Source organism: Pseudomonas grimontii, from assembly GCF_007858185.1.
Lineage (GTDB): Bacteria > Pseudomonadota > Gammaproteobacteria > Pseudomonadales > Pseudomonadaceae > Aquipseudomonas > Aquipseudomonas grimontii.
In genome coordinates this window covers 66667-93642 of record NZ_VFES01000023.1, presented here as the reverse complement: position 1 = coordinate 93642, position 26976 = coordinate 66667, and the positions used below count along the sequence as shown (strand labels likewise).

General features: G+C 62.8%; 24 protein-coding genes and 2 pseudogenes. 9 read left to right on the top strand and 17 right to left on the bottom strand.

Annotated elements, in window-relative coordinates; translation table 11 throughout:
- The first annotated feature begins 286 nt into the window (after positions 1–286).
- The 4 genes from pqqA (at position 287) to FIV39_RS27485 (ending at position 4561) form a co-directional block, all read left to right on the top strand.
- The gene (gene pqqA, locus FIV39_RS27500) at positions 287–358 is read left to right on the top strand and encodes a pyrroloquinoline quinone precursor peptide PqqA (protein ID WP_010209364.1); all 72 of its coding nucleotides are present in this window, start codon (positions 287–289) and stop codon (positions 356–358) included.
- A 127-nt stretch (positions 359–485) separates the two neighbouring features.
- Entirely contained in the window at positions 486–1649 is a 1164-nt protein-coding gene (gene ercA, locus FIV39_RS27495) for an alcohol dehydrogenase-like regulatory protein ErcA (RefSeq protein WP_090405974.1), read from the top strand.
- On the top strand, positions 1633–3003 hold the full coding sequence (locus FIV39_RS27490) for an ATP-binding response regulator (protein ID WP_090405971.1): 1371 nt from the start codon (positions 1633–1635) through the stop codon (positions 3001–3003). The genes ercA and FIV39_RS27490 overlap by 17 nt, the downstream gene beginning before the upstream one ends.
- Before the next feature lie 79 nt (positions 3004–3082).
- Positions 3083–4561, top strand: a complete 1479-nt coding sequence (locus FIV39_RS27485; protein ID WP_090405968.1) for a DASS family sodium-coupled anion symporter — start codon at positions 3083–3085, stop codon at positions 4559–4561.
- A gap of 267 nt (positions 4562–4828) precedes the next feature.
- On the opposite strand, the gene FIV39_RS27480 is transcribed toward FIV39_RS27485, so the two are convergent.
- Both FIV39_RS27480 and FIV39_RS27475 read right to left on the bottom strand, forming a co-directional pair.
- Positions 4829–5827 (bottom strand): NADP-dependent oxidoreductase, encoded by a 999-nt coding sequence (locus FIV39_RS27480; protein WP_090405965.1) that lies wholly within the window; start codon positions 5825–5827, stop codon positions 4829–4831.
- A gap of 29 nt (positions 5828–5856) precedes the next feature.
- Positions 5857–6645, bottom strand: a complete 789-nt coding sequence (locus FIV39_RS27475) for an SDR family NAD(P)-dependent oxidoreductase (RefSeq protein WP_090405962.1) — start codon at positions 6643–6645, stop codon at positions 5857–5859.
- A gap of 178 nt (positions 6646–6823) precedes the next feature.
- On the opposite strand from FIV39_RS27475, the gene FIV39_RS27470 reads away from it, so the two are divergent.
- From FIV39_RS27470 to FIV39_RS27460, 3 genes are all read left to right on the top strand, one after another.
- Positions 6824–7411, top strand: a complete 588-nt coding sequence (locus tag FIV39_RS27470) for a TetR/AcrR family transcriptional regulator (RefSeq protein WP_090410056.1) — start codon at positions 6824–6826, stop codon at positions 7409–7411.
- A gap of 116 nt (positions 7412–7527) precedes the next feature.
- Positions 7528–9171 (top strand): MFS transporter, encoded by a 1644-nt coding sequence (locus FIV39_RS27465; RefSeq protein ID WP_090405959.1) that lies wholly within the window; start codon positions 7528–7530, stop codon positions 9169–9171.
- A complete protein-coding gene (locus FIV39_RS27460; protein WP_090405955.1) occupies positions 9168–10316 on the top strand; it encodes an HlyD family secretion protein in 1149 nt (382 codons plus the stop codon). The genes FIV39_RS27465 and FIV39_RS27460 overlap by 4 nt, the downstream gene beginning before the upstream one ends.
- Positions 10317–10856: 540 nt before the next feature.
- On the opposite strand, the gene FIV39_RS27450 is transcribed toward FIV39_RS27460, so the two are convergent.
- The 5 genes from FIV39_RS27450 to ribBA form a co-directional block, all read right to left on the bottom strand.
- Positions 10857–12011: an ABC transporter ATP-binding protein gene (locus FIV39_RS27450; RefSeq protein ID WP_090405953.1), complete on the bottom strand. Its 1155-nt coding sequence runs from the start codon at positions 12009–12011 to the stop codon at positions 10857–10859.
- Positions 12012–12028: 17 nt separating this feature from the next.
- The gene (locus tag FIV39_RS27445) at positions 12029–12838 is read right to left on the bottom strand and encodes an ABC transporter permease (RefSeq protein WP_010567348.1); all 810 of its coding nucleotides are present in this window, start codon (positions 12836–12838) and stop codon (positions 12029–12031) included.
- Between the two features lie 6 nt (positions 12839–12844).
- Positions 12845–13762 (bottom strand): ABC transporter permease, encoded by a 918-nt coding sequence (locus tag FIV39_RS27440; RefSeq protein ID WP_167361122.1) that lies wholly within the window; start codon positions 13760–13762, stop codon positions 12845–12847.
- Entirely contained in the window at positions 13759–14784 is a 1026-nt protein-coding gene (locus tag FIV39_RS27435; RefSeq protein ID WP_090405947.1) for an ABC transporter substrate-binding protein, read from the bottom strand. The genes FIV39_RS27440 and FIV39_RS27435 overlap by 4 nt, the downstream gene beginning before the upstream one ends.
- 228 nt (positions 14785–15012) lie before the next feature.
- The gene (gene ribBA, locus FIV39_RS27430; RefSeq protein ID WP_090405944.1) at positions 15013–16122 is read right to left on the bottom strand and encodes a bifunctional 3,4-dihydroxy-2-butanone-4-phosphate synthase/GTP cyclohydrolase II; all 1110 of its coding nucleotides are present in this window, start codon (positions 16120–16122) and stop codon (positions 15013–15015) included.
- A 69-nt stretch (positions 16123–16191) separates the two neighbouring features.
- On the opposite strand from ribBA, the gene FIV39_RS27425 reads away from it, so the two are divergent.
- Positions 16192–16485 (top strand): DUF1330 domain-containing protein, encoded by a 294-nt coding sequence (locus tag FIV39_RS27425; protein WP_090405941.1) that lies wholly within the window; start codon positions 16192–16194, stop codon positions 16483–16485.
- Positions 16486–16624: 139 nt separating this feature from the next.
- Here the strand turns inward: FIV39_RS27425 and FIV39_RS27420 are convergent, their stop codons facing one another.
- From FIV39_RS27420 to FIV39_RS27385, 8 genes are all read right to left on the bottom strand, one after another.
- Positions 16625–17188, bottom strand: a complete 564-nt coding sequence (locus tag FIV39_RS27420; protein WP_090405938.1) for an NUDIX hydrolase — start codon at positions 17186–17188, stop codon at positions 16625–16627.
- Positions 17189–17190: 2 nt separating this feature from the next.
- Positions 17191–17943, bottom strand: coding sequence for a GntR family transcriptional regulator (locus FIV39_RS27415; RefSeq protein ID WP_027603600.1), 753 nt, complete (start codon positions 17941–17943; stop codon positions 17191–17193).
- Positions 17944–18073: 130 nt separating this feature from the next.
- Positions 18074–18559: a flavin reductase family protein gene (locus FIV39_RS27410; RefSeq protein WP_090405935.1), complete on the bottom strand. Its 486-nt coding sequence runs from the start codon at positions 18557–18559 to the stop codon at positions 18074–18076.
- Positions 18560–18571: 12 nt separating this feature from the next.
- Positions 18572–20053, bottom strand: a complete 1482-nt coding sequence (locus FIV39_RS27405; protein WP_090405932.1) for an aldehyde dehydrogenase — start codon at positions 20051–20053, stop codon at positions 18572–18574.
- The gene (locus tag FIV39_RS27400; RefSeq protein WP_090405928.1) at positions 20050–20883 is read right to left on the bottom strand and encodes an alpha/beta fold hydrolase; all 834 of its coding nucleotides are present in this window, start codon (positions 20881–20883) and stop codon (positions 20050–20052) included. The genes FIV39_RS27405 and FIV39_RS27400 overlap by 4 nt, the downstream gene beginning before the upstream one ends.
- Positions 20884–20925: 42 nt before the next feature.
- Positions 20926–21516 (bottom strand): amino acid synthesis family protein, encoded by a 591-nt coding sequence (locus FIV39_RS27395; RefSeq protein WP_065939735.1) that lies wholly within the window; start codon positions 21514–21516, stop codon positions 20926–20928.
- A 162-nt stretch (positions 21517–21678) separates the two neighbouring features.
- Entirely contained in the window at positions 21679–22563 is an 885-nt protein-coding gene (locus tag FIV39_RS27390) for a proline iminopeptidase-family hydrolase (RefSeq protein WP_090405925.1), read from the bottom strand.
- 81 nt (positions 22564–22644) lie between these two features.
- Positions 22645–23403 (bottom strand): helix-turn-helix transcriptional regulator, encoded by a 759-nt coding sequence (locus FIV39_RS27385; protein ID WP_090405923.1) that lies wholly within the window; start codon positions 23401–23403, stop codon positions 22645–22647.
- Positions 23404–23542: 139 nt separating this feature from the next.
- Between FIV39_RS27385 and FIV39_RS27380 the strand changes: the two genes are divergently transcribed.
- On the top strand, positions 23543–24916 hold the full coding sequence (locus FIV39_RS27380; RefSeq protein WP_090405920.1) for an APC family permease: 1374 nt from the start codon (positions 23543–23545) through the stop codon (positions 24914–24916).
- Between the two features lie 49 nt (positions 24917–24965).
- Here the strand turns inward: FIV39_RS27380 and FIV39_RS34050 are convergent.
- A pseudogene (locus FIV39_RS34050) lies at positions 24966–25481 on the bottom strand (methyl-accepting chemotaxis protein); the annotation flags it as partial.
- A 348-nt stretch (positions 25482–25829) separates the two neighbouring features.
- Positions 25830–26753 (bottom strand): annotated as a pseudogene (locus FIV39_RS34045) (HAMP domain-containing protein); the annotation flags it as partial.
- Positions 26754–26976 lie beyond the last annotated feature (223 nt).

Genomic DNA, 26976 nt, shown 5'->3' with positions numbered 1-26976 from the left:
AGCAGCTGCCGAGCGCAAGCGAGGCTGCGTCGGCCGCGCCTCGAGCCTGAATCGGCAGCGCGCCTGACGCAGCCTCGCCAAGGCTCGACAGCTGCTACGCACTATTCTATTGAAGTTGTGTAGATACTCATGCTCATCGGGGGCAAGCCCCTCCCACATTTTGCTCCCTGTACATTCGCGACTAATGCAGTGCGGCATTTACTTCGAAAGTAGCATTCGCCCCCCCATCCCCCCATGCATTAATGCCCTTACCGGAATCTTCCGGCACAACAAGAGGACTCTCCCCATGTGGACCAAACCCGCCTTCACCGACCTGCGTATCGGCTTCGAAGTGACCATGTACTTCGCCAGCCGCTGATCCATCTCCGGCCAGCCTCGCGCTGGCCGGTGCCGTATTGGGAATGACCCTTTGGTCTGATTGCATTCGCCCCCGAATGGGTTAGTGTGAAGCGCATCTCCCAAAAATAATAACAACAGGCTTTCCAATGAGCCCAAATCTGAGCCTCCTGCGTAAATTCGTCTCGCCTGAAATCATCTTCGGTGCCGGCTGCCGGCATAACGTCGGTAACTACGCCAAGACCTTCGGCGCGCGCAAGGTGCTGGTGGTCAGCGACCCCGGTGTGATCGCCGCCGGTTGGGTCGCCGATGTGGAAGCCAGCCTGCAGGCCATCGGCATCGACTACTGCCTGTACAGCGCCGTGTCGCCCAACCCGCGCGTCGAGGAAGTGATGCTCGGTGCCGAGGTGTACCGGGAAAACCATTGCGACGTGATCGTGGCCATCGGTGGCGGCAGCCCCATGGACTGCGGCAAGGCCATCGGCATTGTGGTCGCCCATGGGCGCTGCATCCTCGAGTTCGAAGGCGTGGACACCATCCGCGTGCCGAGCCCGCCGTTGATCCTGATCCCCACCACCGCCGGCACCTCGGCGGATGTCTCGCAGTTCGTGATCATTTCCAACCAGCAGGAACGCATGAAGTTTTCCATCGTCAGCAAGGCGGTGGTGCCGGATGTGTCTCTCATCGACCCGGAAACCACGGCGAGCATGGATCCGTTCCTGTCCGCCTGCACCGGCATCGACGCACTGGTGCATGCCATCGAGGCGTTCGTGTCCACCGGCCACGGCCCGCTCACCGACCCCCATGCGCTGGAAGCCATGCGCCTGATCAACGGCAACCTGGTGCAGATGATCGCCAACCCCGGTGACATTGCCCTGCGCGAGAAGATCATGCTCGGCAGCATGCAGGCGGGGTTGGCGTTTTCCAATGCGATCCTCGGCGCGGTGCATGCCATGTCCCACAGCCTCGGCGGGTTTCTCGACCTGCCCCATGGCTTGTGCAACGCGGTGCTGGTGGAACACGTGGTGGCGTTCAACTACAACTCGGCGCCGGAGCGCTTCAAGGTGATTGCCGAGACGTTCGGCATCGATTGCCGGGGCCTCAGCCATCGGCAGATTCGCGGGCGGCTGGTGGAGCATCTGATTGCGCTGAAACACGCCATCGGTTTTCACGAAACCCTCGGTTTGCATGGGGTGCGCGTGGCGGATATTCCGTTCCTGTCCCAACATGCGATGCACGACCCGTGCATCCTCACTAACCCGCGCGAGTCGAGCCAGCGTGACGTCGAGGTGGTGTATGGCGAAGCGCTCTGACGACCAGCTACAGGCACTGGCCGGGCTGCTGGGGCTGGGCAATCACTCGGCGCGCAAGAGCCACTACCCGGAACTCACCGCGCGCCTTGACGAACTGGAGGCCGAGCGCAACCGCTACATTCGCCTCAACGATGAGCTGGAGCAGCGTGTGGCGGCGCGCACCGATGAACTGCTGGAAGCCAACCGCAATCTGCAACAGCAGATCGCCCAACGTGAGCAGGTCGAGCAGGAGCTGCGCGATGCGCGCGACGCCGCCGAGGCTGCCAATCGCAGCAAGGACAAATACCTCGCCGCCGCCAGCCATGACCTGCTGCAACCGCTGAACGCGGCGCGGCTGCTGATCTCGACCCTGCGCGAACGTAACTTGCCCAGCGTCGAACAGGTGCTGGTGGAGCGCACCCACCAGGCCCTGGAAGGCGCCGAGGATTTGCTCACCGACCTGCTGGATATTTCGCGGCTCGACCAGGCGGCGGTCAAGCCCGATGTGGCGCTGTATCGCCTGGATGAGCTGTTTGCGCCGCTGGTCTCGGAGTTCCAGTCGGTGGCGCTGGCGGCCGGGCTGAACCTGCGCGCGCGGACCGGCCATTATGCGATTCGCACCGACTTGCGACTGGTGACGCGCATCCTGCGCAACTTCCTCAGCAACGCCTGCCGCTACACCGACGAGGGCTGCATCCTGCTCGGCGCGCGCCGCCGTGGCGATCGCCTGCGCCTGGAGGTGTGGGACACCGGGCGCGGCATTGCAGCCGACCGGCTCGACGCGATCTTCCTCGAGTTCAACCAGCTCGACGTCGGCCGTGCCTCAGACCGTAAAGGCGTGGGGCTGGGCCTGGCGATTGTCGAGCGTATCGCCGAAATCCTCGGCTACCCGGTGGCGGTCCGTTCGTGGCCGGGGCGTGGCTCGATGTTCAGTATCGAGGTGCCCATCAGCGAAGAGATGCCCCAGGCGATCAGCCAACTGCCGGTGCTGCCGACCACGGGCAACCCGCTGCCGGGGCGGCGCCTGCTGGTGATCGATAATGAGGTGAGCATCCTCGACAGCATGCGCGCGCTGCTGGCGCAGTGGGGCTGTGAGGTGATCACTGCCACCGACCAGGCCGGGGCGTTGCTGGCGTTGCAGGGCCGGGCGCCGGAGTTGATCCTTGCCGACTACCACCTCGACCACGGTGTGGTGGGCTGTGCGGTGGTCAAGCACCTGCGCGAGCATTTCGCGCAGAACATCCCTGCCGTGATCATCACCGCCGACCGCACCGACCAGTGCCGCCGCGCATTAAGGCGGCTGGATGCGCCGTTGTTGAACAAACCGCTCAAGCCCGGCAAGTTGCGGGCGGTATTGAGCCAGTTATTGACCTAGGGTCTTGATACCCGTCAACACCCGTTGCGGCGCTTTGCCCCATGCTGCCCTCCTGATTCAGAGCCTGACGGAGCCCGCCATGAACGCCCCCGCAACAACCGCAACATCCTTCAAGTTGCCCCTGGGCCTGGTGATCGGTGTATTGGTGATGGTCGGCGTGCTGCTGTTGCCGCTGCCCGCCGAGCTGCCGGTGGCCGGGCAGCGCATGCTGGCGATCCTCGCGTTTGCCGTGGTGGTGTGGATCACCGAGGCGGTGTCCTATGAAGCCAGCGCGATCATGATCACCTCGCTCATGGCGTTTTTGCTCGGCACGGCACCGTCGCTGCAAGACCCCACGCACCTGATCGGCTCCAGCCCGGCCATCAGCATGGCGCTCACCGGCTTTTCCAACCCGGCACTGGCCCTGGTGGCGGGTGCGTTGTTCATCGCGGCGGCCATGACCCACACCGGGCTGGACCGGCGCATCGCCCTGGTGACCCTGACCCGCGTCGGCACCAGCACCCGCGGCATTCTGCTGGGGGCGATTGCGGTGACCATCCTGCTCAGCCTGGTGGTGCCCAGCGCCACCGCACGCAGCGCCTGTGTGGTGCCGATCATGATGGGCGTGGTTGCCGCGTTTGGCGTGGACAAGCGCTCCAACATTGCCGCCGGCCTGATGATCGTGGTGGCCCAGGGCACCAGCATCTGGAACGTCGGCATCCAGACCGCCGCCGCGCAAAACCTGCTGACCGTGGGTTTTATGGACAAGATGCTCGGCCAGCGCGTGTCGTGGATCGACTGGCTGATCGCCGGCGCGCCGTGGGCGGTGATCATGTCGGCGGTGTTGCTGTTCCTGGTGATCAAGCTGCTGCCGCCGGAAACCGACAGCATCCCCGGTGGCAAGGAGGCCGTGGCCCAGTCCCTGGTGGACATCGGCCCGATGACCGGCCCGCAGAAACGCTTGCTGACGGTGTCGGTGCTGCTGCTGTTGGCATGGGCGACGGAAGGGCGCCTGCACCCGTTCGACACTACCTCGACCACCTACGCCGGGCTGGTGTTCCTGCTGCTGCCGGGGATTGGGGTGATGACCTGGAAGGATGTGCAGTCGCGCATTCCATGGGGCACGGTGATTGTATTTGGCGTGGGCATCAGCCTCGGTACCGCGCTGCTGACCACCCAGGCCGGGCAATGGCTGGGCTCCCAGGTGGTGGCGCACACCGGCCTTGATCAGGTCGGGCCGCTGGGGGTGTTTGCGATCCTGGGGGCGTTTTTGATTGTGATCCACCTGGGCTTTGCCAGCGCCACGGCGTTGACCTCGGCGCTGTTGCCGATCCTGATTGCGGTGTTGCAGACCTTGCCCGGGGAGTTCAACCGGTTGGGGATGACCATGCTGCTGGGGTTTGTGATGAGCTACGGGTTTATCCTGCCGATCAATGCGCCGCAGAACATGGTGTGCCTGGGGACCGGGACGTTTACGGCGCGGCAGTTTGCCAAGGTGGGGATCCTGGTGACGTTGATCGGGTATGGGCTGATGTTGGTGTTTGCGGCGACTTATTGGAGTTGGCTCGGTTGGATCTGATTTGAAACGCGCTTCTGGATGCACATGAGGTCCAATGTGGGAGGCCGCTGAATCTTCGATTCAGCGCTGTCGTTCAGCAAACTGGAACCCCTGTGGCGAGCGGGCTTGTCCCGCGTTGGGGTGCGAAGCGCCCCCAATGAAGGATGAATGCGGTGTACCCGATATTGCACAGTGGCTGGTTCTGGGGCTGCTGCGCACCCCGACGCGGGACAAGCCCGCTCGCCACAAGTCTGCATCGCCATCAGCTTGAGCGTTGGGTGGGCTTAGTCATAGGATCTTGATCACCACCTTCCCCTTGGCTCTGCCCCGTTCGACGTAGCTCAATGCCTCAGCCGTTGACTCGAAAGGGAAGGTTCGGTCGATCACCGGTGTGATAGCGCCGGACTCGACAAGCGCAGTGATTTTCTGCAATTGAGCACCGCTTGCACGCATGAACACGAACGCATAGTCGATGCCTTGCTTGCGGGCTTTTCTGCGTATGCCGCTGCTTAACAGGCGCATGATCCAACCCAGTCCCCAGAACAGTTTTTGCTCGCGTGCGAACTCAGCGGTCGGTGGCCCTGAGATGGAGATGAGCTGGCCTCCCGGCTTGAGAATGCGCAGGGATTTTTCCAGTTCGGCAGCGCCGAGGCTGTTCAATACGACGTCGTAGTCGCGCAACACGGTTTCGACGTTTTGCTGCGTGTAGTCGATGACGACGTCTGCGCCCAACGCCTTGACCCACTCCACGTTGCGGGTGCTGGTCGTGGTGGCAACGAAAGCGCCCAGGTGTTTTGCAAGCTGGATGGCAATGCTGCCGACGCCACCGGAGCCTGCGTGGATAAAGACTTTTTGTCCTTTCTTCAAGCGGGCTGTTTCAACCAGCACCTGCCAGGCTGTCAGTGCAACCAGGGGCAGGGCAGCGGCTTGTTCCATGCTGGTGTTTTTGGGTTTCAGAGCGAGGGCACTTTCCTCTATCGCGATCAGCTCGGCAAAGCCGCCGATGCGCGCCTGGGGCGGGCGCGCATAGACCTCGTCACCCGGCTTGAAGGTGCGCACGCCTGACCCCACGCGAACGACGACGCCGGCCAGGTCGTTACCCATGATCAGCGGGAATGTGTACGGCAGGATCAGTTTGAACTCACCTTTGCTGATCTTCGAATCCAGCAGGTTGACGCTGCTGGCATGCACCTTGACCAAGACGTCGTTGATGCCCGGTTCCGGCTCCGGGACCTCGCCAAGACGTCCAGGATTCTTGCCGTAACGGTCGATCAGGAAGGCTTTCATCGTTCAGTTCTCATGGTTTAGCGTAACTATCACGCCTTGGCTTGATAGCGCTCGGCGACGACCGATTGGCGAATTTCTGCAAGCAAACCTTGGCGGGCAGCCTGCAAGGCATCCCAACGGGCACCGTCTTGTAACGGTGGAATGGTCACCGGCTCGCGACGATCAAAACCGACCAGCGCCGCATCGACCAGCTCGTCCACGCTCATGATTTCGCTCAGCGTATTGATGTCGATGCCCGCGCGATCCCAGATTTCCGTGCGGGTTGCCGCTGGAAGAACGGCTTGCACGTAGACGCCTTTGGGCGAGAGCTCAAGGCTCAGCCCTTGGGATAGAAACAGCACAAACGCTTTGGTCGCACCGTAGACGCTCATGCCGAATTCCGGTGCCAGCCCCACCACCGAGCCAATGTTGATAATCGCGCCGTTACCGGCGTGTGCCAGGCGTGGAGCGATGGCGCTGGCAAGTCGCACCAGGGCGGTGGTGTTGAGCGCGACCAGGTTGGTAACGCTGTCGATGGATTGCTCGATGAAGCTGCCGGAGAGGGCGGCGCCCGCATTGTTTACCAGGATGCCGATACTGGCGTCATCACGCAGGCGAGCTTCGACGGTGGTCAGATCGCTGGTTTGAGTCAGGTCGGCCTGGATCACGTCAATGGATACCGCGTGTTTTTCACGCAGCCGGGAGGCCAGTGCGTCCAGCCGGTTTTTGTCGCGGGCCACCAGTACCAGGTTGTGCCCACGTTGGGCAAAACGCTCGGCGTAGGTCGCGCCAATGCCTGATGAGGCGCCGGTAATCAGTACGGTTTCTGGGGTGCTCATAAGTAGATGCTCTTGATTGTTCAGGATGATCATAGACGGCGATCTGCGCCGCACAGCCGCAGAGATATGCGCTGGTGGTTTTATGATGTCGATCATAATCAAAGGTGTCAATAGTTTTGATTGTGATCGACATCAGAGTATAGTCGGGGCCATTGTTCAGGAGTCCCAGGGGCGCGAAATGAAGATCACCAAGACGCAATCACTCGCTAACCGAGCTCATATTGTGGAGACGGCGTCAGAGCTGTTTCGTGAGCGTGGCTATGACGGTGTGGGTGTCGCAGAGCTCATGGCTACCGCGGGTTTTACCCAGGGAGGCTTCTACAAACACTTCGGCTCCAAAGCCGACTTGATGGCCGAAGCGGCCGAAAATAGCCTGGCAAAATCCCTGTCGAGTACGTGCGATCTGGACGTGCCGGGCTTTGTGAACCTGTACGTGTCCAGGGATCACAGGGACGGCAGGGGAGAGGGATGCACCATGGCAGCCCTGTGTGGTGACGCCGCCCGTCAGTCGGATGATCTGAAGGCGACCTTTGCCAGTGGCGTTGAAAACACCCTTGCAGCACTCGAGGACAAGTACACGGCGGGTGTGGATGTCACCAGGCAAGAGGCCCGCGCGAAAATGATCGACCTGCTGGCCCATGCAATCGGTGCGGTCATGCTGTCACGGGCGTGTCCGGATGACTCGGGCCTGGCGGATGAAATCCTGCAGACGTGCCGCGCTGAGATAATCGCATCCCTGCCATTGAGTGAAGAACACAGCGCATGAGTGGCAGGAGGGGCGCTAACTGATGCGCCCAAGATGGCAAGATGAACCCCGCTCAGGTTTACTACTCTGAGTAATGGTTTTACCGACGTCCCTCGTCGGGTCATCTAGGTCATCGAATGGATAAATACACTCCCCACACCTGGGAACCCCACGAGCGCCCGAGCCTGCCCGGTTCGCCGTCGACGCCGTGGCACCCCACCCACAAGCGCTGGCTGTACGCGCTGGTGGGCGTGCTGGTGGCAATCACCGGTGGCCTGGGCAACGCGCTGGTCATCGCCAACCTGCAATACCTGCAAGGCGCCCTCGGTGCGACTACCGCCGAAATGGCCTGGCTGCCCGCCGCCTATGTGATGACCAACGTGTGCATGAACCTGCTGCTGGTGAAGTTTCGCCAGCAATTCGGCCTGCGGGCGTTTACCGAGGTGTTCCTGGTGCTCTACGCGCTGGTGACCTTCGGCCACTTGTTCGTCAACGACCTCAACTCGGCCATCGCCGTACGGGCGGCCCACGGCATGGTCGGCGCGGCGCTGAGTTCGTTGGGCTTGTACTACATGATCCAGGCGTTCCCGGCCAAGTGGCGGTTGAAATCCCTGGTGCTGGGGTTGGGCACGGCGCAATTGGCCCTGCCGCTGGCGCGACTGTTCTCCGAAGACCTGCTGCAAATTGCCGAGTGGCGTGGTTTGTACCTGTTCGAACTGGGCATGGCGCTGATCTGCCTGGGCTGTGTGTTCCTGCTCAAGCTGCCACCCGGCGACCGCTTCAAGACCTTTGAAAAACTCGATTTCCTCACGTTCGCCATCCTCGCCAGCGGCGTGGCCCTGCTGTGCGCGGTCCTGTCCCTGGGGCGTATCGACTGGTGGCTGGAAGCGCCGTGGATCGGCGTGGCCTCGGCCTGTTCCCTGGTGCTGATCATGGCTGGCCTGGCCATCGAACATAATCGCGCCAACCCGCTGCTGATGACCCGCTGGCTGGGCAGCGGCACCATGATTCGCCTCGCGCTGGCGGTGATCCTGATTCGCATGGTGCTGTCGGAGCAGTCCACCGGCGCGGTCGGGTTCATGCAAATGTTGAACATGAGCTACCAGCAGATGCATACGCTGTATGTGGTGATGCTGGCCGGCGCGATCAGTGGGCTGGTGGTCAGTGCACTGACGATCAACCCGGCGCACCTGCTGATGCCGCTGGTGATTTCCCTGGCGCTGATGGCCACCGGTTCGGTGATGGACAGTTTCTCCAGCAACCTCACGCGCCCGCAGAACCTGTACGTCAGCCAGTTCCTGCTAGGCTTCGGCGGTACGTTCTTTCTGGGGCCGACCATGGTGCTGGGCACCAAAAACGTGCTGGCCAACCCGCGTAACCTGGTGAGCTTTTCGGTGATGTTCGGGATTTGCCAGAACCTCGGCGGCCTGATCGGCGCGGCCTTGCTCGGCACCTTCCAGATCGTGCGCGAGAAGTATCACTCCAGCATGATCGTCGAGCACCTGACCTTGCTCGACCCGCGTGTGGCCGCGCGGGTGCAGAGCGGCGGGTCGGCCTATGGCGGTATCGTCGCCGACCCGGAACTGCGTAACCTCATGGGCATCCGCAGCCTGGCCACGGCGGCGACCCGTGAGGCCAATGTCATGGCCTACAACGATGTGTTCATGCTGATCGCGATTATCGCGATCCTGACCATGATCTGGATTTTTATCCGCAGTCTGTGGCTGATGAGCACCACTAAAGCAGCCACTCCCGTTCAACCCAGCGGCGCCACTTCATGACCGAACCGACCACCACCACGACCACCAACGCCATCGCCGCCACCCCGGAAGGCACCACGCCGCCCGGCGCCACGGTCACCGAGCCGCGCTCATTGCGCGTGCGCATCCTCTCGTCCCTGGGCTTTGCCGCGATTGCCATCGTTGGGGTGCTGATCGTGCTGTATGCCTGGCAATTGCCGCCGTTCAGCAGCGCGGTGGAAACCACCGAGAACGCCCTGGTGCGCGGCCAGGTCACCATCATCGGCCCGCAGCTCAGCGGTTATGTGTTCGAGGTGCCGGTGCAGGACTTCCAGTACGTCAAGGCCGGCGATCTGCTGGTGCGCCTGGATGACCGCATCTACAAGCAGCGCCTCGACCAGGCGCTGGCGCAACTGGCGGTGCAAAAGGCCTCGCTGGCCAATGTGGTGCAACAACGCAACAGCGCCGAAGCGACGATCAAGCTGCGTCAGGCCGCACTGGTGGACAGCCAGGCCCAGGCGCGCAAAAGCACCGCCGACCTGCGTCGCAACGAAGAGCTGATCAGCGACGGCTCGGTGTCCAGGCGCGAGCTGGACGTGACCCGTGCCGCCAATGCCCAGACCATCGCCGCCGTCGCACAAGCCCAGGCCAGCCTGGAAATTGCGCGGCAGGATTTGCAAACGGTGATCGTCAATCGCGGTTCCCTGGAAGCGGCGGTGGCGAGTGCCGAGGCGGCGGTGGAGTTGGCGCGTATCGACCTGTCCAACACGCGCATCACCGCCCCGCGTGACGGGCAGTTGGGGCAGATTGGCGTGCGGCTGGGGGCCTACGTCAACTCCGGCGCGCAGTTGATGGCGCTGGTGCCGCACCAGCTGTGGGTGATCGCCAACATGAAAGAAACCCAGATGGACAATGTGCAGATCGGCCAGCCGGTGACCTTCACCGTGGATGCGCTCAACCACCGCAAGTTTCACGGCACGGTGCAGCATATTTCCCCGGCGACGGGGTCGGAGTTCAGCCTGTTGCAGGCCGACAACGCGACGGGCAACTTTGTGAAGATTGCCCAACGCGTGCCGGTGCGGATCACCGTGGACCCGGATCAGGCCGAGAGCGAGCGGTTGCGGCCGGGGTTGTCGGTTGTCGTGAGTATCGATACGGCTGGGCGGCTGAAAAACTCTCCACCCTGACATCACTGACACAACACAAATCAAAACTGTGGGAGGGGCGGTGCGACGATTCGACTTGCCCCCGATAGCTATAGGTATCTACACAACTTTGTAGCAGCCAACGGTAACCACGATGCGAAGCGAGCCGCCCTTGATCTTGCTTTAGATCTTGATCTTGATCTCAGGCGCCCCGTTAAACCACGCTGGCCGGAATTCGATAGTGATTTGGGGCACACCGAGCCTGGGCGAGGTGCCGAGTGGTGGGGCGAAGCGTTTTGCTTACTTTTGCGCTGTTCAAAAGTGAGCCGCCGTCAGGGCGGAACCCATAGCGGCCGTTACCGCAGCAACGGATATGTACTCATTCCAACCCCAGCAAATGGTCGGCCCACAGGCCGCCATCGGGGGCAAGCCCCCTCCCACAGTTTGATCTCCATACATCCGTGAGGTATCAGCCTGCTTTTGCTCTTGCCTTTGATCGTGATCTCAGGCGCCCCGTTAACCACGCTGGCCGGAGTGAGGGCATGCCAAGCCTAGGCGAGGCACCGAGTGGTGGGGCGTGACTCAATGCGCGCCAGCGGCCTTGTTCAGATCGCTTTCAGCCCACTCGGTATACACACACGCATCCGCCGTCGCCCAGCGCACACGCACCGGGTCGCCGGCCTTGAGCGGCATACCGGCAGCGGACAGTGCCTTGACTGTCATCGACGTGCCGCCCAGGGTTTTCACCGTGCAGGTCTGGCTTTCGCCGAGGAACAGCACCTCACCCACAATCGCCGACACTTCATTCCAGCCCGCCGCCAATGGTTGTTCAGCGGCCTGTTCGACACTCAGCGCCAGGGCTTTTTCCGGGCGTACCATCAGCAGCACATCCTGCTCGGTGTGCAGCCCGCTGGTCAGGCGGATCGACAGCGCCTGGCCTTCGAACGTCGCCACGGCGTTGCCCTGGGCCTTGAGCTTGAGGAAGTTGGAATTGCCGAGGAACGACGCCACGAACGCGTTCGGCGGGTTCTGGTAGAGGTCGAAGCCGCTGCCCAGGCCGACGATCTTGCCGTGGCTGAAAATCGCGATGCGCTGGGACAGGCGCATGGCTTCTTCCTGGTCGTGGGTCACGTAGACGATGGTGATGCCCAGGCGCCGGTGCAGTTGACGCAGTTCGTCTTGCAGGTCTTCGCGCAGCTTCTTGTCGAGGGCGCCGAGGGGTTCGTCCATCAGCAGGATGCGTGGCTCGTACACCAGCGCGCGGGCGATGGCGACCCGTTGCTGTTGGCCGCCGGACAATTGCGAAGGGCGGCGATGGGCGAACGGCTCCAGTTGCACCAGCTTGAGCATGGCGTCGACGCGCTTTTCGCGTTCGGCGCTGGCCAGTTTGCGAATCGCCAGGGGGAAGGCGATGTTGTCGCGCACCGACAAATGCGGGAACAGTGAGTAACGCTGGAACACCATGCCGATGTCGCGCTTGTGCGGCGGCACGTTGACCAGTGATTGGCCGCTGACCAGGATCTCGCCGCTGCTCGGCGTTTCGAAACCGGCAAGCATCGACAGCGTGGTGCTTTTACCCGAGCCGCTGGAGCCGAGGAAGGTGAGGAATTCGCCGTCCTTGATGTCCAGCGAGATGTTGTCCACGGCAGCGAATTCGCCGTAGTGCTTGTTCAGGTTGCGCAGGCTGACCAGGGGTTGGCCATGGCTCTGCGCGACATCGTTGATCACTGCACTCATGTTCTTCTCCTCGGCGCTCAAGCGCGGGTTTCGGTACGCCGGCGAACGGCGGCGGCAATCACCATGACCAGCACCGAGAGGCCGATCAGCAGCGTCGACGCGACGGCGATCACAGGCGTCAGGTCCTGGCGCAGGGTGGTCCACATTTTTACGGGAAGGGTTTGCAGGGTCGGGCTGGCCATCATCACGCTGAGCACCACTTCGTCCCACGAGACCAGGAAGGCGAACAGTGCACCGGCCACCATCCCCGGGCGAATCGCCGGGAAGGTCACCTTGAACACCGCCTGCAACCGCGAGGCGCCACAGATTACCGCCGCGTCTTCGATCGACTGGTCGAACAGCTTCAGCGAGTTAATGATCGAGATGATGGTGAACGGCAGCGCCACGATCACATGGCTGACCACAAAGGCGAACATCGTGCCGGTGTAGCCCAGCTTGAGGAACAGCGCATACACCGCCACTGCGATGATCACCAGCGGCACGATCATCGGCAGGGTGAACAGGCCGTAGAGCAATTCGCGGCCGGGGAAGCGCCCGCGCACCAGGGCAAATGCGGTAGGCAGGCCCAGGGCGACGGCGAACACGGTGGTCAGCACGGCCACCTTGAGGCTGGCCATGGCCGCGTTCATCCAGTCGGCGTTGGAGAAGAACTGGCCGTACCATTTCAGCGTCCAGCCCGGCGGCGGGAACACCAGCCATTGCGACGAGCCGAACGACAGCAGCACGATGAACACGATCGGCAGCAGCAGGAACAGGCCAATCAACCCGGTGGTGGTGTAGAGGCCCAAGCGCATCCTGCGGCTCATGGCATTGGGGGTCAGGAGCATGACGGCTTACCTCGCGTTGCTGGCGCCAACCGGGGATTCCGGCTGAAGCTTCAGGTAGAAGTAGAACAGCACCAGCGTGATGAAGATCAGCAACGCGGCGCCGGCACTGGCCAGGCCCCAATTCAGGAACGATTGCACCTGCTGGATGATGAACTCGGGCAGCATCATGTTCTGCGCACCGCCGAGCAGCGCCGGGGTGACGTAGTAACCGAGGGACATCACGAACACCATCAGGCCGCCGGAGAACAACCCCGGCCGGCACAGCGGCAGGAATACGCGGAAGAAGTTGGTCCACGGGCTCGCGCCGCAGATCGAGCCGGCCTGCAGGATCATCGGGTCGATGGCCTGCATGGTCGCCTGCAATGGCAGCACGATGAACGGGATCATGATGTAGCTCATGCCGATCACCACGCCGGTGAGGTTATGCACCATCTCCAGGGGCACATCGATGATGCCCAGGGCCATCAGCGCCTTGTTGATCACCCCGGAGGCTTGCAGCAACACCAGCCAGGAATAGGTGCGGGCGAGCAGGCTGGTCCACATCGACAGCAGCACGATGTTGAGGATCCAGCGTCCCCAACCGCGCGGCACCAGGGTGATCGCCCAGGCCAGTGGAAAGCCCAGCAGCAGGCTGAACAGGGTCACCAGGCCCGCCACCGAAAAGGTGTTGAGCAGCACCCGTGCATAGGCCGAGTTGGCGAATAGCTGTTCATAGTTACCCAGGCCCGGTACTGGCTCCAACACGCCGCGCAGCAACAGGCCGATCAACGGCGCCAGGAAGAACAGGCCGAGGAACAGCAGGGCCGGGATCAGGTTGCTCGAGCCCCGCCAGCGCTGCGCCAGGGACGGCGCCCCGGCCTTGGCCGAAACCGCGCCGGCAGCGCCGAGGGCGCTCCCGGTCGGTGTGGTTGCCGTCATTTTCATTTGACTAGCCATTCATTCCACCGTGTCGCAATGGCCGGGCCGTTCTTGGCCCAGTAGGCGAAATCGAGGGTGACCTGGTCCTTGACGTAGGCGGTCGGCAGGTTCGGCGCGAGTACCGAATCCAGGCGTTGCACGCTGTCGATGTTCACCGGTGCATAGGCGGTCAGGTTGGAGAAATCCGCCTGGCCTTTGGCGCTGCTGGCGTTGGCCAGGAACTTCATGGCAGCGGCTTTGTTTTTGCTGCCTTTAGGCACGACGAGGATGTCGGCCATGACCAGGTTCTGCTTCCAGCTCACGCCCACGGGCGCGCCGTCTTCCTGCAGGGCGTGGATGCGACCGTTCCAGAACTGGCCCATGCTGACTTCGCCGGACGCCAGCAACTGTTGCGACTGCGCACCGCCGCCCCACCAGACGATGTCTTTCTTGATGGTGTCGAGTTTCTTGAAGGCGCGGTCCAGGTCCAGGGGGTAGAGCTTGTCGGCCGGGACGCCGTCGGCCAGCAGCGCCAGTTCGAGCACGCCGGGGCTTGGCCATTTGTAGAGGGCGCGTTTGCCGGGGTAGGTCTTGGTGTCGAACAGCGCGGTCCAGTCCTGGGGCTTGCCGGCGCCGAGCTTGCCTTCGTTGTAACCGAGCACGAAAGAGAAGAAGAACGAACCGACGCCATGGTCGGAGACGAAGCGCGGGTCGATTTTGTCGCGCTGGATCACCGAGAAGTCCAACGGTTCGAGCAGGCCTTCGGCGGCGGCGCGCAAGGCGAAGTCGGCCTCGACATCCACCACGTCCCACTGCACGTTGCCGCTTTCGACCATGGCCTTGAGTTTGCCGTAGTCGGTGGGGCCGTCCTGGACCACGGTAATGCCGCTGGCCTTGCTGAACGGGTCGGCCCAGGCCTGCTTCTGCGCATCCTGGGTGCTACCGCCCCAGCTCACGAAATTGACGCTTTCGGCCGCCATGGCCGCGTGAGTGGCCGTGGCCAATAAACCCGCGAACAGCACTGCGGTTGCACGTTTGTTCAACACCATTTTCACGCCCTCATTTGTTTTGTTATTGAGCGGGCTTGGTAATGCCCGCCTATCGGGAGCAGTAGGTCTATCGGGGGCCTCTAATCGAGACCCCAAAAGGCGACCGTGCCAAGGGCTGTTATTGGTGCTCTCCCTGGCGGGCGCACTTGGCAGAAGCGTTCGGTCTATGGAATATCATATTATGGTATTCCAAACTTTGTGCAAGCATTTTGCCTTACCGGTTATCCGTCATTCGGTGAAGGGAATGCTCTCGACCACCTCCAGGTCGTAGCCGGTGAGCCCGGCGTATTTGAGGGGCGGGCCGAGGTGACGCAGCTTGCCGACGCCGAGGTCCTGCAAGATCTGCGCCCCGGTGCCCACTTCGGAATAGATGCGCGACTGCGAACGGTTGAACTGGCGCGGTGCCTGGGTCAGTTGCGGCACGCGTTCCAGCAGCGCCTGGGACGATTCATGGTTGGCCAGCACTACCACCACGCCGCTGCCTTCAGCCGCGACACGTTGCAGGGCCGCCCACAGCGTCCAATTGGACGGGCCGCTGTAGTCGGCACCGACCAAGTCGCGCAGCGGGTCGATCACGTGCACGCGTACCAGCGCAGGCGTATCGCGGCGCAACTGGCCCATGACCATTGCCATGTGCACGCCGCCGTCGATGCGGTCTTCAAAGGTGATCAGGCGGAAGGTACCGTGCACGGTGGGCAGGTCGCGTTCGCCGATGCGCACCACGGTGCGTTCAGTGCTGAGGCGGTAGTGGATCAGGTCGGCGATGGTGCCGATTTTGATGCCGTGCTTGCGCGCGAAGATTTCCAGGTCGGGGCGGCGCGCCATGGTGCCGTCGTCGTTCATCACTTCGACAATCACCGAGGCCGGCGTATGCCCGGCCAGGCGCGCCAGGTCGCAACCGGCTTCGGTGTGACCGGCGCGGGTCAATACACCACCGTCCTTGGCGCGCAACGGGAAGATATGCCCCGGCTGCACGATGTCGGCCGGTCCGGCATTGCTGTCGACGGCAGCGGCCACGGTACGCGCGCGGTCGGCGGCGGAAATGCCGGTGGTCACGCCGCTGGCGGCCTCGATGGACACGGTAAATGCGGTGCTGAACACACTGCCATTGCTCGGCACCATCTGTTCCAGGCCCAGGCGCTGGCAGTGTTCGTCGGTGAGGGTCAGGCAGATCAGGCCACGGGCTTCGCGGGCCATGAAACTAATAGTCTCGGCGGTGCAGCAGGCGGCGGGCAGTAGCAGGTCGCCTTCGTTTTCCCGGTCTTCGTCGTCCACCAGTAGCACCATCTTGCCCTGGCGATAGTCTTCGATGATGTCTGCGATGCTGTTGAAGGCCATGTAAAATGCTCGACTTGTTGGTTGTATGTATTATGGTATACCACAAATTCTAAATAAGAGGATGTCCCGATGAAGGCCTACTGGATTGCCCATGTGGATGTGTCCGATGTAGAGCAATACACGCAGTACACCCAGCGCGCGCCGGCGGCGTTTGCAAAGTTTGGCGGACGGTTCCTAGCCAGGGGCGGGCGCAGCGAAGCGCTGGAGGGCGGGCCGGCACGGCAGCGTAATGTGGTGATTGAGTTTGAGAGCTATGAGCAGGCGGTGGCGTGTTATGAATCCAGGGAGTATCAGGAGGCGAAGGGACACCGCGAGGGGGCAGGGCAGGCGCAGATCATCATCGTGGAAGGGCTGGCGCGCTGATTTTTTCAGGTATAAACCGATTCAAATGTGGGAGGGGGCTTGCTCCCGATGGCGGTAGTTCAGTCACTTCATGTATTGACTGACATGCTGCTATCGGGAGCAAGCCCCCTCCCACATGTGGACCCGGTTTAGCTGAAGATCAGCGGATGAAGTGGATCTTGCCGCTGTCGTCATTACCGATATAGATGCCATACACCCCAGCCTGGCGTTCCTCGATATACCGTTCGAGGATCTGCCGGATCGCCGGGTAGTAGATGCTGTCCCAGGGAATCTCCTCGGGCGCGAAGAACTTGTAGTCGAGGGTCTCCGGGCCGAACTGGCCGGTGATCTCCAGCGCGATGGCGCGGAAGATGATGTAGACCTCGCTGATCCTGGGCACGCTGAAGATGGAGTAGGGCGAGACGATCTCGGCGCGTACGCCACTCTCTTCCCACACCTCTCGCAGCGCGGCCTGTTCGGTGGTTTCGCCACCTTCCATGAAACCGGCAGGCAATGTCCAGGTGCCGGGGCGCGGCGGAATCGCGCGCTGGCACAGCAGGTATTTGCCGTCCTGCTCGATGATGCAGCCGGCGATGATCTTGGGATTGATGTAGTGGATATAGCCGCAGCCCCGGCACATCAGGCGCTCATGGGTATCGCCCGGTGGCAGCTGGTGACCGAGGTCACTGCCGCCGCATGTCGGGCAAAAGCTGGGGCTGGACACGGTCAGTGACCTATGCGCGGTTCTTTCAGTGCGATGGGCAGGGTGATTTCCGGAATCTTGCCGGTTTCTTCCTGTTTGCGCTTGAGGTAGTCCAGGGCCACGGCGGCGGCGGCGCGCACGTGATCGACGCAGGCCTGGTGGGCCGCCAGCGGGTCGCCGCTCTTGATCGCCTGGACCATGCGTTCCATTTCCTGATTGCTGGTGCCGCGACGGTTTTCCTGGGACACCGAGGTGGCGCGCAGGTAGCTGATGCGCGCCTGCAACTGGCGCAACTGGGTGGCCGCCACATGGTTGCCCGAACCTTCGAGCAGCACGTCGTAGAAGCCCTGGACCGAGTCGATCACCTGCTGCAGCTCACCGTCCTTGAGGGCCTTGCGGTTTTCTTCCAGGGCTTTTTCCAGGGCCTTGATGTCCTTGGCCTTGGCGCGCAGGGTGAACAATTGCACGATCAAGCCTTCGAGCACGCAACGCAGTTCATAGATGTCGACGGCGTCCGCCAGGGTGATGATCGCCACTTGCGGGCCCTTGGCATCGGCGAATTCCACCAGGCCTTCGGACTCCAGGTGACGCAAGGCTTCGCGTACCGAGGTGCGGCTGACGCCGAGGCGGTCGCACAGGTCGCGCTCCACCAGGCGGTCACCGGGCAGCAGTTGGAAGTTCATGATGGCGCTGCGCAGTTTTTCCAGCACGATTTCGCGCAGGGTGACCGGGTTGTGATTGACCTTGAAGCTGTCGTCGAGGGGCGCGCGTTTCATGGGGTCTGCTCTGAATTTAGCGGTTAACTGGAGGCCTCGGCCGGCCGGGGCCGATTGAGGGCCGAAAATCGTGCCCAAGTTTATCATGCTGAGTTCCTTAAGCGACAAACCCTCACGGCCCCCGCGCGCCTCAGGCCAGGGCCGGCAGCGGGCCCAGCTTGCCCTTGTGGTAGATCATCGGCGTGACCGGTTCGTTGGGCAGGATCAGGTTCTTCACCGCGCCGACGATGATCGCGTGATCGCCGCCGTCGTATTCGCGCCACAGTTCGCACTCGATGATCGCCGTGGCCTTGGCCAGCAGCGGGTTGCCCAGCTCGCTCAGGTGCCACTCGATGCCCTTGGCCTTTTCCTTGCCTTTGCTGGCGAAAGCATAGGCCTCGGCGGTCTGGTCGGCGGACAGCAAGTGGATCGCGAAGCGCTTGCTGTCGCGCAGGATCGGGTAGGTGTCCGACGCATAGTTGGGGCAGAACAGCACCAGTGCCGGGTCGATCGACAGTGCGCTGAACGCACTGGCGGTAATGCCGACGATGCCGCCGTCGGGGTCGAGGGTGGTGACCACCGTGACGCCCGAAGGGAACGAGCTCATGACGTCTTTGTAAATGCCGGGTTCGATCATGGTCGGGGTCTCTTAACGCATCACGAAAGGATCAGGCATGGGCGCCTGGGAGAGGTTGATCCACACCGTCTTTAGCTCGGTGTAGGCGAGTACCGAATCGATGCCGCTTTCACGTCCGTAGCCGCTGTTCTTGAAGCCGCCGATAGGCGCCATTGCCGACACGGCGCGGTAGGTGTTGACCCAGATGATCCCCGAGCGCACGTCCCGCGCCAGGCGGTGGGCGCGGCCGAGGTCGCGGGTCCAGATGCCGGCGGCGAGGCCGAACTGCGAGTCGTTGGCGATGGCCAGCGCTTCGGCTTCATCCTTGAAACGGATGACCGAGGCCACCGGGCCGAACACTTCTTCCTGCATGATCTTCATCGAGTTGCTGTCGCACTCGAACAGCGTCGGCTCATAGAACCAGCCTTCACCGAGGTTCTGCGGGCGTTTGCCACCGGTGCGCAAGCGCGCGCCTTCGGCGATGGCATCCGCGACCAGGCCTTCGACCACGGCCAGTTGCTGCGCGGTGGCCATGGGGCCCATTTCGCTGGCGTCGTCCTGGGGTTTACCGATGCGGATGCGCTGGGCGCGAGCCACCAGGCGCTCGACGAATTCGTCGTAGATCTCGTCCTGCACCAGCAGGCGCGAACCGGACACGCAGCTCTGCCCGGACGCCGCGTAGATACCGGCAATCGCGCCGTTGATGGCGCTGTCGAGGTCGGCGTCGGCAAAGATGATATTCGGCGACTTGCCGCCCAGTTCCAGGGACAGCTTGGCGAAGTTCTCCGCGCTGCTGCGCACCACATGGCGGGCCGTGGCCGCGCCGCCGGTGAAGGCGATCTTGCGCACCAGTGGGTGGCGGGTGAGGGCGGCGCCGGTGCTGGGGCCAAAGCCTGTGACCACATTGACCACGCCTGGCGGGATCCCGGCTTCGAGGGCCAGGCGCGCGAGTTCGAGGATGGTTGCCGAGGCGTGTTCCGAGGGTTTGATCACGATGGTATTGCCCGCCGCCAGGGCCGGCGCGAGCTTGATCGCGGTCAGGTACAGCGGGCTGTTCCACGGAATGATCGCGGCGACCACGCCCATGGCTTCGTGCACGGTGTAGGCGAACAGATCCGGCTTATCCAGCGGCAGGGTGCCACCCTCGAGCTTGTCGGCCAGGCCGGCGGTGTAGTGGAAAAACTCCGGCAGGTAGCTGACCTGGCCACGGGTTTCGCGGATCAACTTGCCGTTGTCGCGGCTTTCCAGCTGGGCCAGTTGCTCTTTGTTCTCGGCGATCAGGTCACCGAGGCGGCGCAGTAATTTACCCCGTGCGGTGGCGGTGAGGCCACGCCAGGCCGGGCTGTCGAAGGCGCTTTGGGCGGCCTGCACGGCGCGCTCCACGTCGGCTTCGTCGGCGTCGGGCAGTTGCGCCCAGGGTTCGGCGAGGGCCGGGTTGAGGCTGTCGAAAGTCTTGCCGGACAGGGCATCGACCCATTCACCGCCGATGCACATCTGGAAGCGTGCGAGTGTCATGCAACGATCCCCTTGATTGGATTGTTTTGGGCGTACACCGTGTCGAGGAAACCCAGCAGCAGCTGGTTGACCAGGCGTGGCGATTCTACCGGCATCATATGCCGTTGCTCGGCCAGCACCGCAACGGTGGCGCCGGGAATACGATCGGCCAGTTGCCGGGCCATTTCCGGGGTTGAACCGGGATCGAGTTCGCCGGTGGCGACCAGGGTCGGTACGCGCAAACCCTTGAGGTCGTCGGCGCGGTACATGTCCTGGGTCGCAAACAGTTCGTAGGTGGTCAGGTAGCCCTGGGGGTCGTTGCCCGCCAGGGTTTCACGCAGGGCGGCGATCTGCGCCGGGTTGGCCGCCTGATATTCACGGCTGAACCAGCGCGACAGCGCGGCTTCGGCATTCGCATCCGGGCCGTGTTCGGCGGCCTGGGCGGTGCGTGCAATCACGCCGGCACGCTGTTCGGGGCTGCGGTTGAATACACTGTTGAGCACCACCAGGCCTTGCAGGCGTTCGGGGTAATGCAGGGCAAACGCCCGCGCGACCAGGCCGCCCATGGAAAAACCGATCACCGTGGCCTGGGGCAGTTGCAGGTGGTCGAGCAGTTCCAGCAACTGGTCGGCATACCCCAGCAGCGGCGTGCCGGCGGCCGGGCGCGGGCTGGCGCCATGGCCGAGCATGTCATAGCTGATCACGCGGTAGTTCGAGGCAAGGCCAACGACTTGCCCGCCCCACATTTCTTTATTCAGGCCCACGCCGTGGATCAAAACCACAGGCTGGCCTTGGCCGGTCGCCAGATAACTGGTGCCAGCCGGGGTGCGTTCAGCGGTGAGCCGAATCATGGAGCGCTCCTGCATGTTTTTTGTTGTGGTGGCCGGCCGTGCTTACTGGGCTTTTTCCGCCGCCAGTTCTTCCAGGTCGATGTAACGGTTACCGATCCGTGGATGCAGGCGGCCACCGTCGGCGCACCCCAGGACCACCACGATTTCGTCGGCACGCGGCGAATCTTCGATGTGCATTTCCAGGGTGATGTAGTGCGAACGCAGGCCTTCGTCGTCCTTGTGCATCATCGGGATCTGGATCGAGGTGCCCGGCCCGCCGCGCTTGTTGGTGAAGCTCAGGTAGCTCTTGGCCTTGACCGCTTCACGGTAGTGATTGCCGAAGCGCAGGGTGTGGATGATCGCGCTGGCGTGTTCGATCTCGCCGTCGGCACCGACCACGGCAGCCTTGCCATAGGCCTCGATGTTTTCGGCGCCGCCAATGATGCCCACCAGGCGCTCGACCATCAGCGCGCCGAGGTCGGAGCAATTGGCCCGGATTTCCGGCTTGAGGTCTTCGACGAAACCGCGACCCAGCCATGGGTTTTTCAGGACCACGGCGAGGCCGACCATTTTCACCGGGGTGTCTGCGGCCTTGCCGCCTTCGATGAAGGTTTCTTCTACATAGCTGACGATCTTGCGGATTTCGAAACTCATGGACGGCTCCATCGGATGCGTGGGATTTCCGTATGATGGTATACCATAATACGAGAAGCGCAAGAGGCTGGAGTGCGTCGTCATGGAGGGGGCTGGAAAATCCCTCGACCTGCTGGCCCCGGTGGCGTCAATGGCCGCCGGGTACCGGGGGTGGCGGTATGGCTAGTGCGCGTTGAGGAACGCTGCGACGCTCGCCATGCATGCCTCACGTTCTTCGACGTGGGGCATATGGCTGGACTGCTCGAAAATCTGCCACTGCACCTCCTCAATCCCGTCGGCAAACGGCTGCACCGTCGCTGGCGTGGCCTCGTCGAAACGCCCGGAAATCAGCAGGGTGGGTACCTGGATGCGCGACAGACGGTCGATGATGGTCCAGTTGCGCATGCTGCCGACCACATGGAATTCGGTCGGGCCGTTCATGGCATGGTAGACAGTCGGGTCGGCGTCGATCGCGGCAAAGGTGCGTGCCACCTCGGCGGGCATTGGCTGGATACGGCACACGTGGCGCGCGTAAAACACGTCGGAGGCGGCGCGGTATTCAGGGGTATCGGTGGTGCCGGCGTCTTCGTGCCGCTGCAAGGTGGCTTGCACGTCGGCGGGCAGTGCCTGGCGCAGTTCGTTGGCCGCTTCGCACCACAGTTCCATGGACGCCGGCGAGTTGGCGATGATCAGGGCCTTGAGGCCGACCGGTTGGCGAACCGCATGTTCGGCACCAAGAATGCCGCCCCAGGATTGCCCAAGCAATGCGTAATCACGCAGGCCCAGGTGGGCGATCAGGTTGTCCAGTTCGGCCAGGAACAGGTCCACGCACCAGAAATCCTTGGGTGCCTGGGGCAGGTGGGTCGAGCGGCCATTGCCGAGTTGGTCGTAGTGCACCACGGCGCGGCCGGTGGCGGCCAGGTCTTTGAAACTGTCGACGTAGTCATGGGTGCAGCCGGGGCCGCCGTGGGCAACGATCAAGGGCAGGCGCCCTGAATTCAAGTCGCCAGTGACCCGGAACCAGGTTCGGTAATCACCGAAATCGGCATAACCTTCGCGTACCAGCATGTTGTGTACCTCATTGGGGAACGATGGGGTACAGGCTATTCAAAGCAGGCGCTCAGGTGCACTGGCAAAAATGCTAGGTTCTCAGACTTCCACCAGGCGGTAATGCAAGCCACGTACGACGGCTTCCACGCGGTTGCGCGCGCCCAGTTTGCGCGCGGCGGCGATCAGGTGCAGGTTGACGGTGGCCTCGGAGCGGTGGAGCGTGGCGGCGATGCCCTTGGCCGTCAGCCCCTTGGCCGAATGCTGCAGGCACTCACGTTCTCGACGGGTGAGACGAATGTACGTGCAGTCGCGTTCCGCCGGCGCGAGCAGGTCGGTGACCTGGGCCTGGAGCGCATGGGCCAACACCAGCATTTCACCGAGGTTCTGCCGCGTGTGATGCTCGGCGTCCGCCGGTGTGCCGTCGATGATGGCGGTCAGCGTGGCAAAGCCGCCATCGGGCAAGTGCAATGGCACGGTCAGGCCGGTGCTCAGGCCGCAGTCGCGGATGTAGTGGGCTACCGGGCGGTGGGCTTCGGTCAGCGCGCCGTTCCAGCCGGTGTCGGCGCTGAACGACCAGGCAAATGGTGTCGTGCGCCGCGCAGCGCACTGTTGCACCGGGTCGATCTGGTAATAGCCGCGTTCGCACCACTGCGCGTACATATCTCCCGGGGCATTCAGGGTCTTGAACACCGAGGGGGTAATCAGCGCGCCCTCGTGGCTGACGGGGACCGGCGCATAGTCATAGATCAGTGTCTTGAACCCGAGGCGGTTGGTGGCCTGCTGAACATGGGCCAGGCAGGCATCAACGCTGTTCAAGTGGGCGAGCTGATCGCTGAATGTCATCAGGTCGGTGTGCATGGTGGCTCCGGGTGTTGGGATGCACGGTTTTTCAAGCAAACAGTCTGCCAAGGCCGAAAACCTAGTAGTTTTCAGGATAACGCCCGGACGGGCGTCGCCCTAGAGTGAGGCTTCTGTTCAATCCCTGCGGAGCGCATCCATGTCCGACATTCCCACACCCGCCGACAGCGCGCAGCTCGCGCGTTTCGGATATACCCAGCAACTCAAGCGCCAGCTCAGCCTGGGCGACCTGCTGATCTACGGTATGGTCTTCATGGTGCCGCTGGCGCCGTTCTCGATCTTTGGCGGCGTGTTCGACGCCAGCCATGGCATGGTGCCGCTGACTTACTTGATCGGCTTTGTCGCCATGCTCTTCACCGCGATCAGCTACCAGCAGATGTCCCAGGCGTTTCCGGTGGCGGGCTCGGTGTATGCCTATGTCGGTCGCGGCCTGAACAGCCAGTTGGGCTTCCTCGCGGGGTGGGCGATCCTGCTGGATTATCTGCTGGTGCCGACCTTGCTCTACGTCATCGGTGCGAATGCCATGGCCAACGTTTTTCCGGGGATATCCCAGCCGGTGTGGATCGTGTTTTTCGTGCTGGTCAACACGCTGGTGAACCTGCGCGGCATCCAGACCACCGCCCGCGCCAATCGCCTGTTCCTGTACGGGCAATTGGTGGTGCTGGTGGTGTTTGTGGTGCTGGCGAGTATCGCCATCAGCAATGGCGTCAATGGCGCGAGCTGGACGATGAAGCCGCTGTACAACCCGGCCGAGTTTTCCCTGCCGCTGATCTTCAGCGCGCTGTCGGTGGCGGTGTTGTCGTTCCTGGGCTTTGATGCGATTTCCACCTTGTCCGAAGAAACCCGTGGCGGTAGCCGTGCCGTGGGCCGCGCGACGTTGTGGGCCCTGACCCTGGTGGCGGCGCTGTTCATGGTGCAGACCTGGCTGGCGGCGTTGCTTCAACCCAACCTGGTCCAGTACCCGAGCCCCGAAGCCTCCAACAACGCCTTCTATGAAATCGGCCGACTGGTGGCTGGCCCCTGGCTGCAAATCGTGATTGCCCTGGCAGTCGCCATCGGCGCGGCGATCGCCAACTCACTGGTGGCCCAGGCCGCGACGTCACGGCTGCTGTTCGCCATGGCTCGGGACCGTCAGTTGCCGCAGTTTCTCAGCCAGATCGACGCGAAGACCGGCGTCCCCCAACGCGCCACGCTGTTGGTGGCAGGCTTGAGCCTGGTGCTGGGGCTGTTGTTTGTCGGGCAGATCGACCTGTTGGCGTCGATGTGCAACTTTGGTGCGCTGACCGCCTTCCTGCTGCTTCATGTGGCTGTGGCCTGGCATTACCGGGGGGCCGGCCGCCGCGTAGTGCACGGGTTGGTACCGCTGATCGGCTTCGTGATCATCAGTTATGTGCTGGTCAATTCGGATATCTACGCCAAGGTCGGCGGCAGTTGCTGGATCGTGCTGGGGATTGCGGTGCTGGTTTTCTTCAAGGCAACCGGGCGGTCGACCGAGCTCAAGGTGGCGGCGTAGGGTTAAACCAACGAGGCGGTGCGTGGATCACCGCCTCGAATGCGTCAGGCTAGAACTTGAACCGGCCCACCAGCCCCTTGAGCTGACCGGAAATATCCGTCAACCGACCTGATCCGGTCTGTGCCGAGTGGGCAAAGCCTTCGACCAGTTGCGCATCGGCATGGATCTGCGCGATGTGGCGGTTGATCTCCTCGGCCACCTGGTGCTGTTCTTCGGCGGCGGTGGCGATCTGGGTGTTCTGGTCGCGGATCGAGTCCACCGAACCCTGGATCTTGTCGAAGCTGTCGCGGGCCTGCTGGATGCGTTCCACGCTGGTGTGGGACACCAGCAGGCTGCCTTGCATCTGCAGGGTGACTTCCTGGGTGCGACGGGCGAGGTTGCCCAGCAGGCTGTCGATTTCACCGGTTGAATCGGCGGTGCGGCGGGCGAGGGCGCGGACTTCGTCGGCGACCACGGCAAAGCCTCGGCCCTGATCACCGGCGCGTGCGGCTTCAATCGCCGCGTTGAGCGCCAGCAGGTTGGTCTGTTCGGCGATCGACCGGATGGTGTCGAGTATGGTGTTGATGTTCTGGCTGTCCTGCTCCAGCAACTGCATGGTCTGGGTCGACTTTTGCAGGTCTTCGCTGAGCTTGAGCACGCTGCCGGTGGCTTCGCCGATATGTTGCTGGCCATTGTGCACGTCGCGGTAGCCTTCGTCGGCACTCGCGGCGGCGGCGCTGCAGGAGCGCGCGACTTCGTTGGCGGTGGCGACCATTTCATTGAACGCGGTGCTCACCAGCTCCACGGCTTCCCGTTGGCGGCCGGCGGCCTGGTTCATGTTATTGGCGACTTCGCTGGTGTCGGCGGCGGCGGTCTGCAGGTCGGAAGAGGCGTTGCCGATGCGCTGCACCAGTTGCGCGATCATGCTCAGGAACTGGTTGAACCAGCCGGCCAGGCTGGCGGTTTCGTCCTTGCCTTGCACCTTGAGTTGGCGCGTCAGGTCGCCTTCGCCTTCGGCGATTTCTTGCAGGCCGTCGGCCACGCCGCGAATCGGGCGTACGATCATGCTGGCAAAGCTGGCGCCGACAATCGCGAACACCACGGCCAGGGCAGCGGCAATCGCGGCGATCAACCACGTGAGGCTGGTGGCGCCGGCCATTACTTCATCGCGTTTGATCAGGCCGATAAAGCGCCAGCCCAAATCCTTGGAACTGACCACATTGGCCATGTAGGCCACGCCGTCGATGTCGATCTGGGTCACGCCGTCGCCGCCCTTGGCCAGTTCGGCGTAGTTGGGGCCCAGGTCGGCCAGAGGCTTGAAGTTGTGCTTGGCGTCGCTGGGGTCCACCAGCACGTTGCCGTTGGCTTCCACCAGCATCAGGTAGCCGCTGTCGCCCAGCTTGATGTTGCGCACCAGCTCGGTGAGCTGCTTGAGCGACACGTCCAGGCCGACCACGCCAAGGATGTTGCCGGTGGCGTCGGCGACGGTGTGCACGGTGCCGATCAGCACCACGTCGTCCGGTGCCCAGTAATAGGCACCGGTGCGCACGGTGGCGCCTGGCGCGGCGATGGCGGCTTTGTACCAGGGGCGTACGCGCGGGTCGTAGTTGTTCAGTTTGGTGTCATCAGGCCAGCTGGCATAACCGCCGTCGGCGAGGCCCAAAGACAAGTAGGCGGTGCTCGGGTGGCTTTTGGCGAACTGGTCGAAAATCGCCAGCAGGTCTTTGTTGGTCTGGGTCAGGGGGACCTGCGCGGCGTCGGCGCCGGCGTAGCTCTTGAGGTCCTTGGCCGCGACAACGCGCGGGTCCTTGGCCACGAAGTCGACGTTCTGGCTGATGCCATCGAAAAACTGCTTCATGCCGTTGTCGATCTGACGGATCTCGCGACCGCTGCTGTCGAGGAAATTGGCCAGGGCCCCCTCGCGCAGATTCAGCACTACCAACACGGCCACCAGGATGACCGGAAGGCACGCGATAGCCGCGAACGCCCAGGTCAGCTTCTGCTTGATATTCATGACTTCACCTGCGGGTATTTATAGTTTTGGCAAGGGGAAACGCTAGTGCTGAATGCCGCATGTGTTG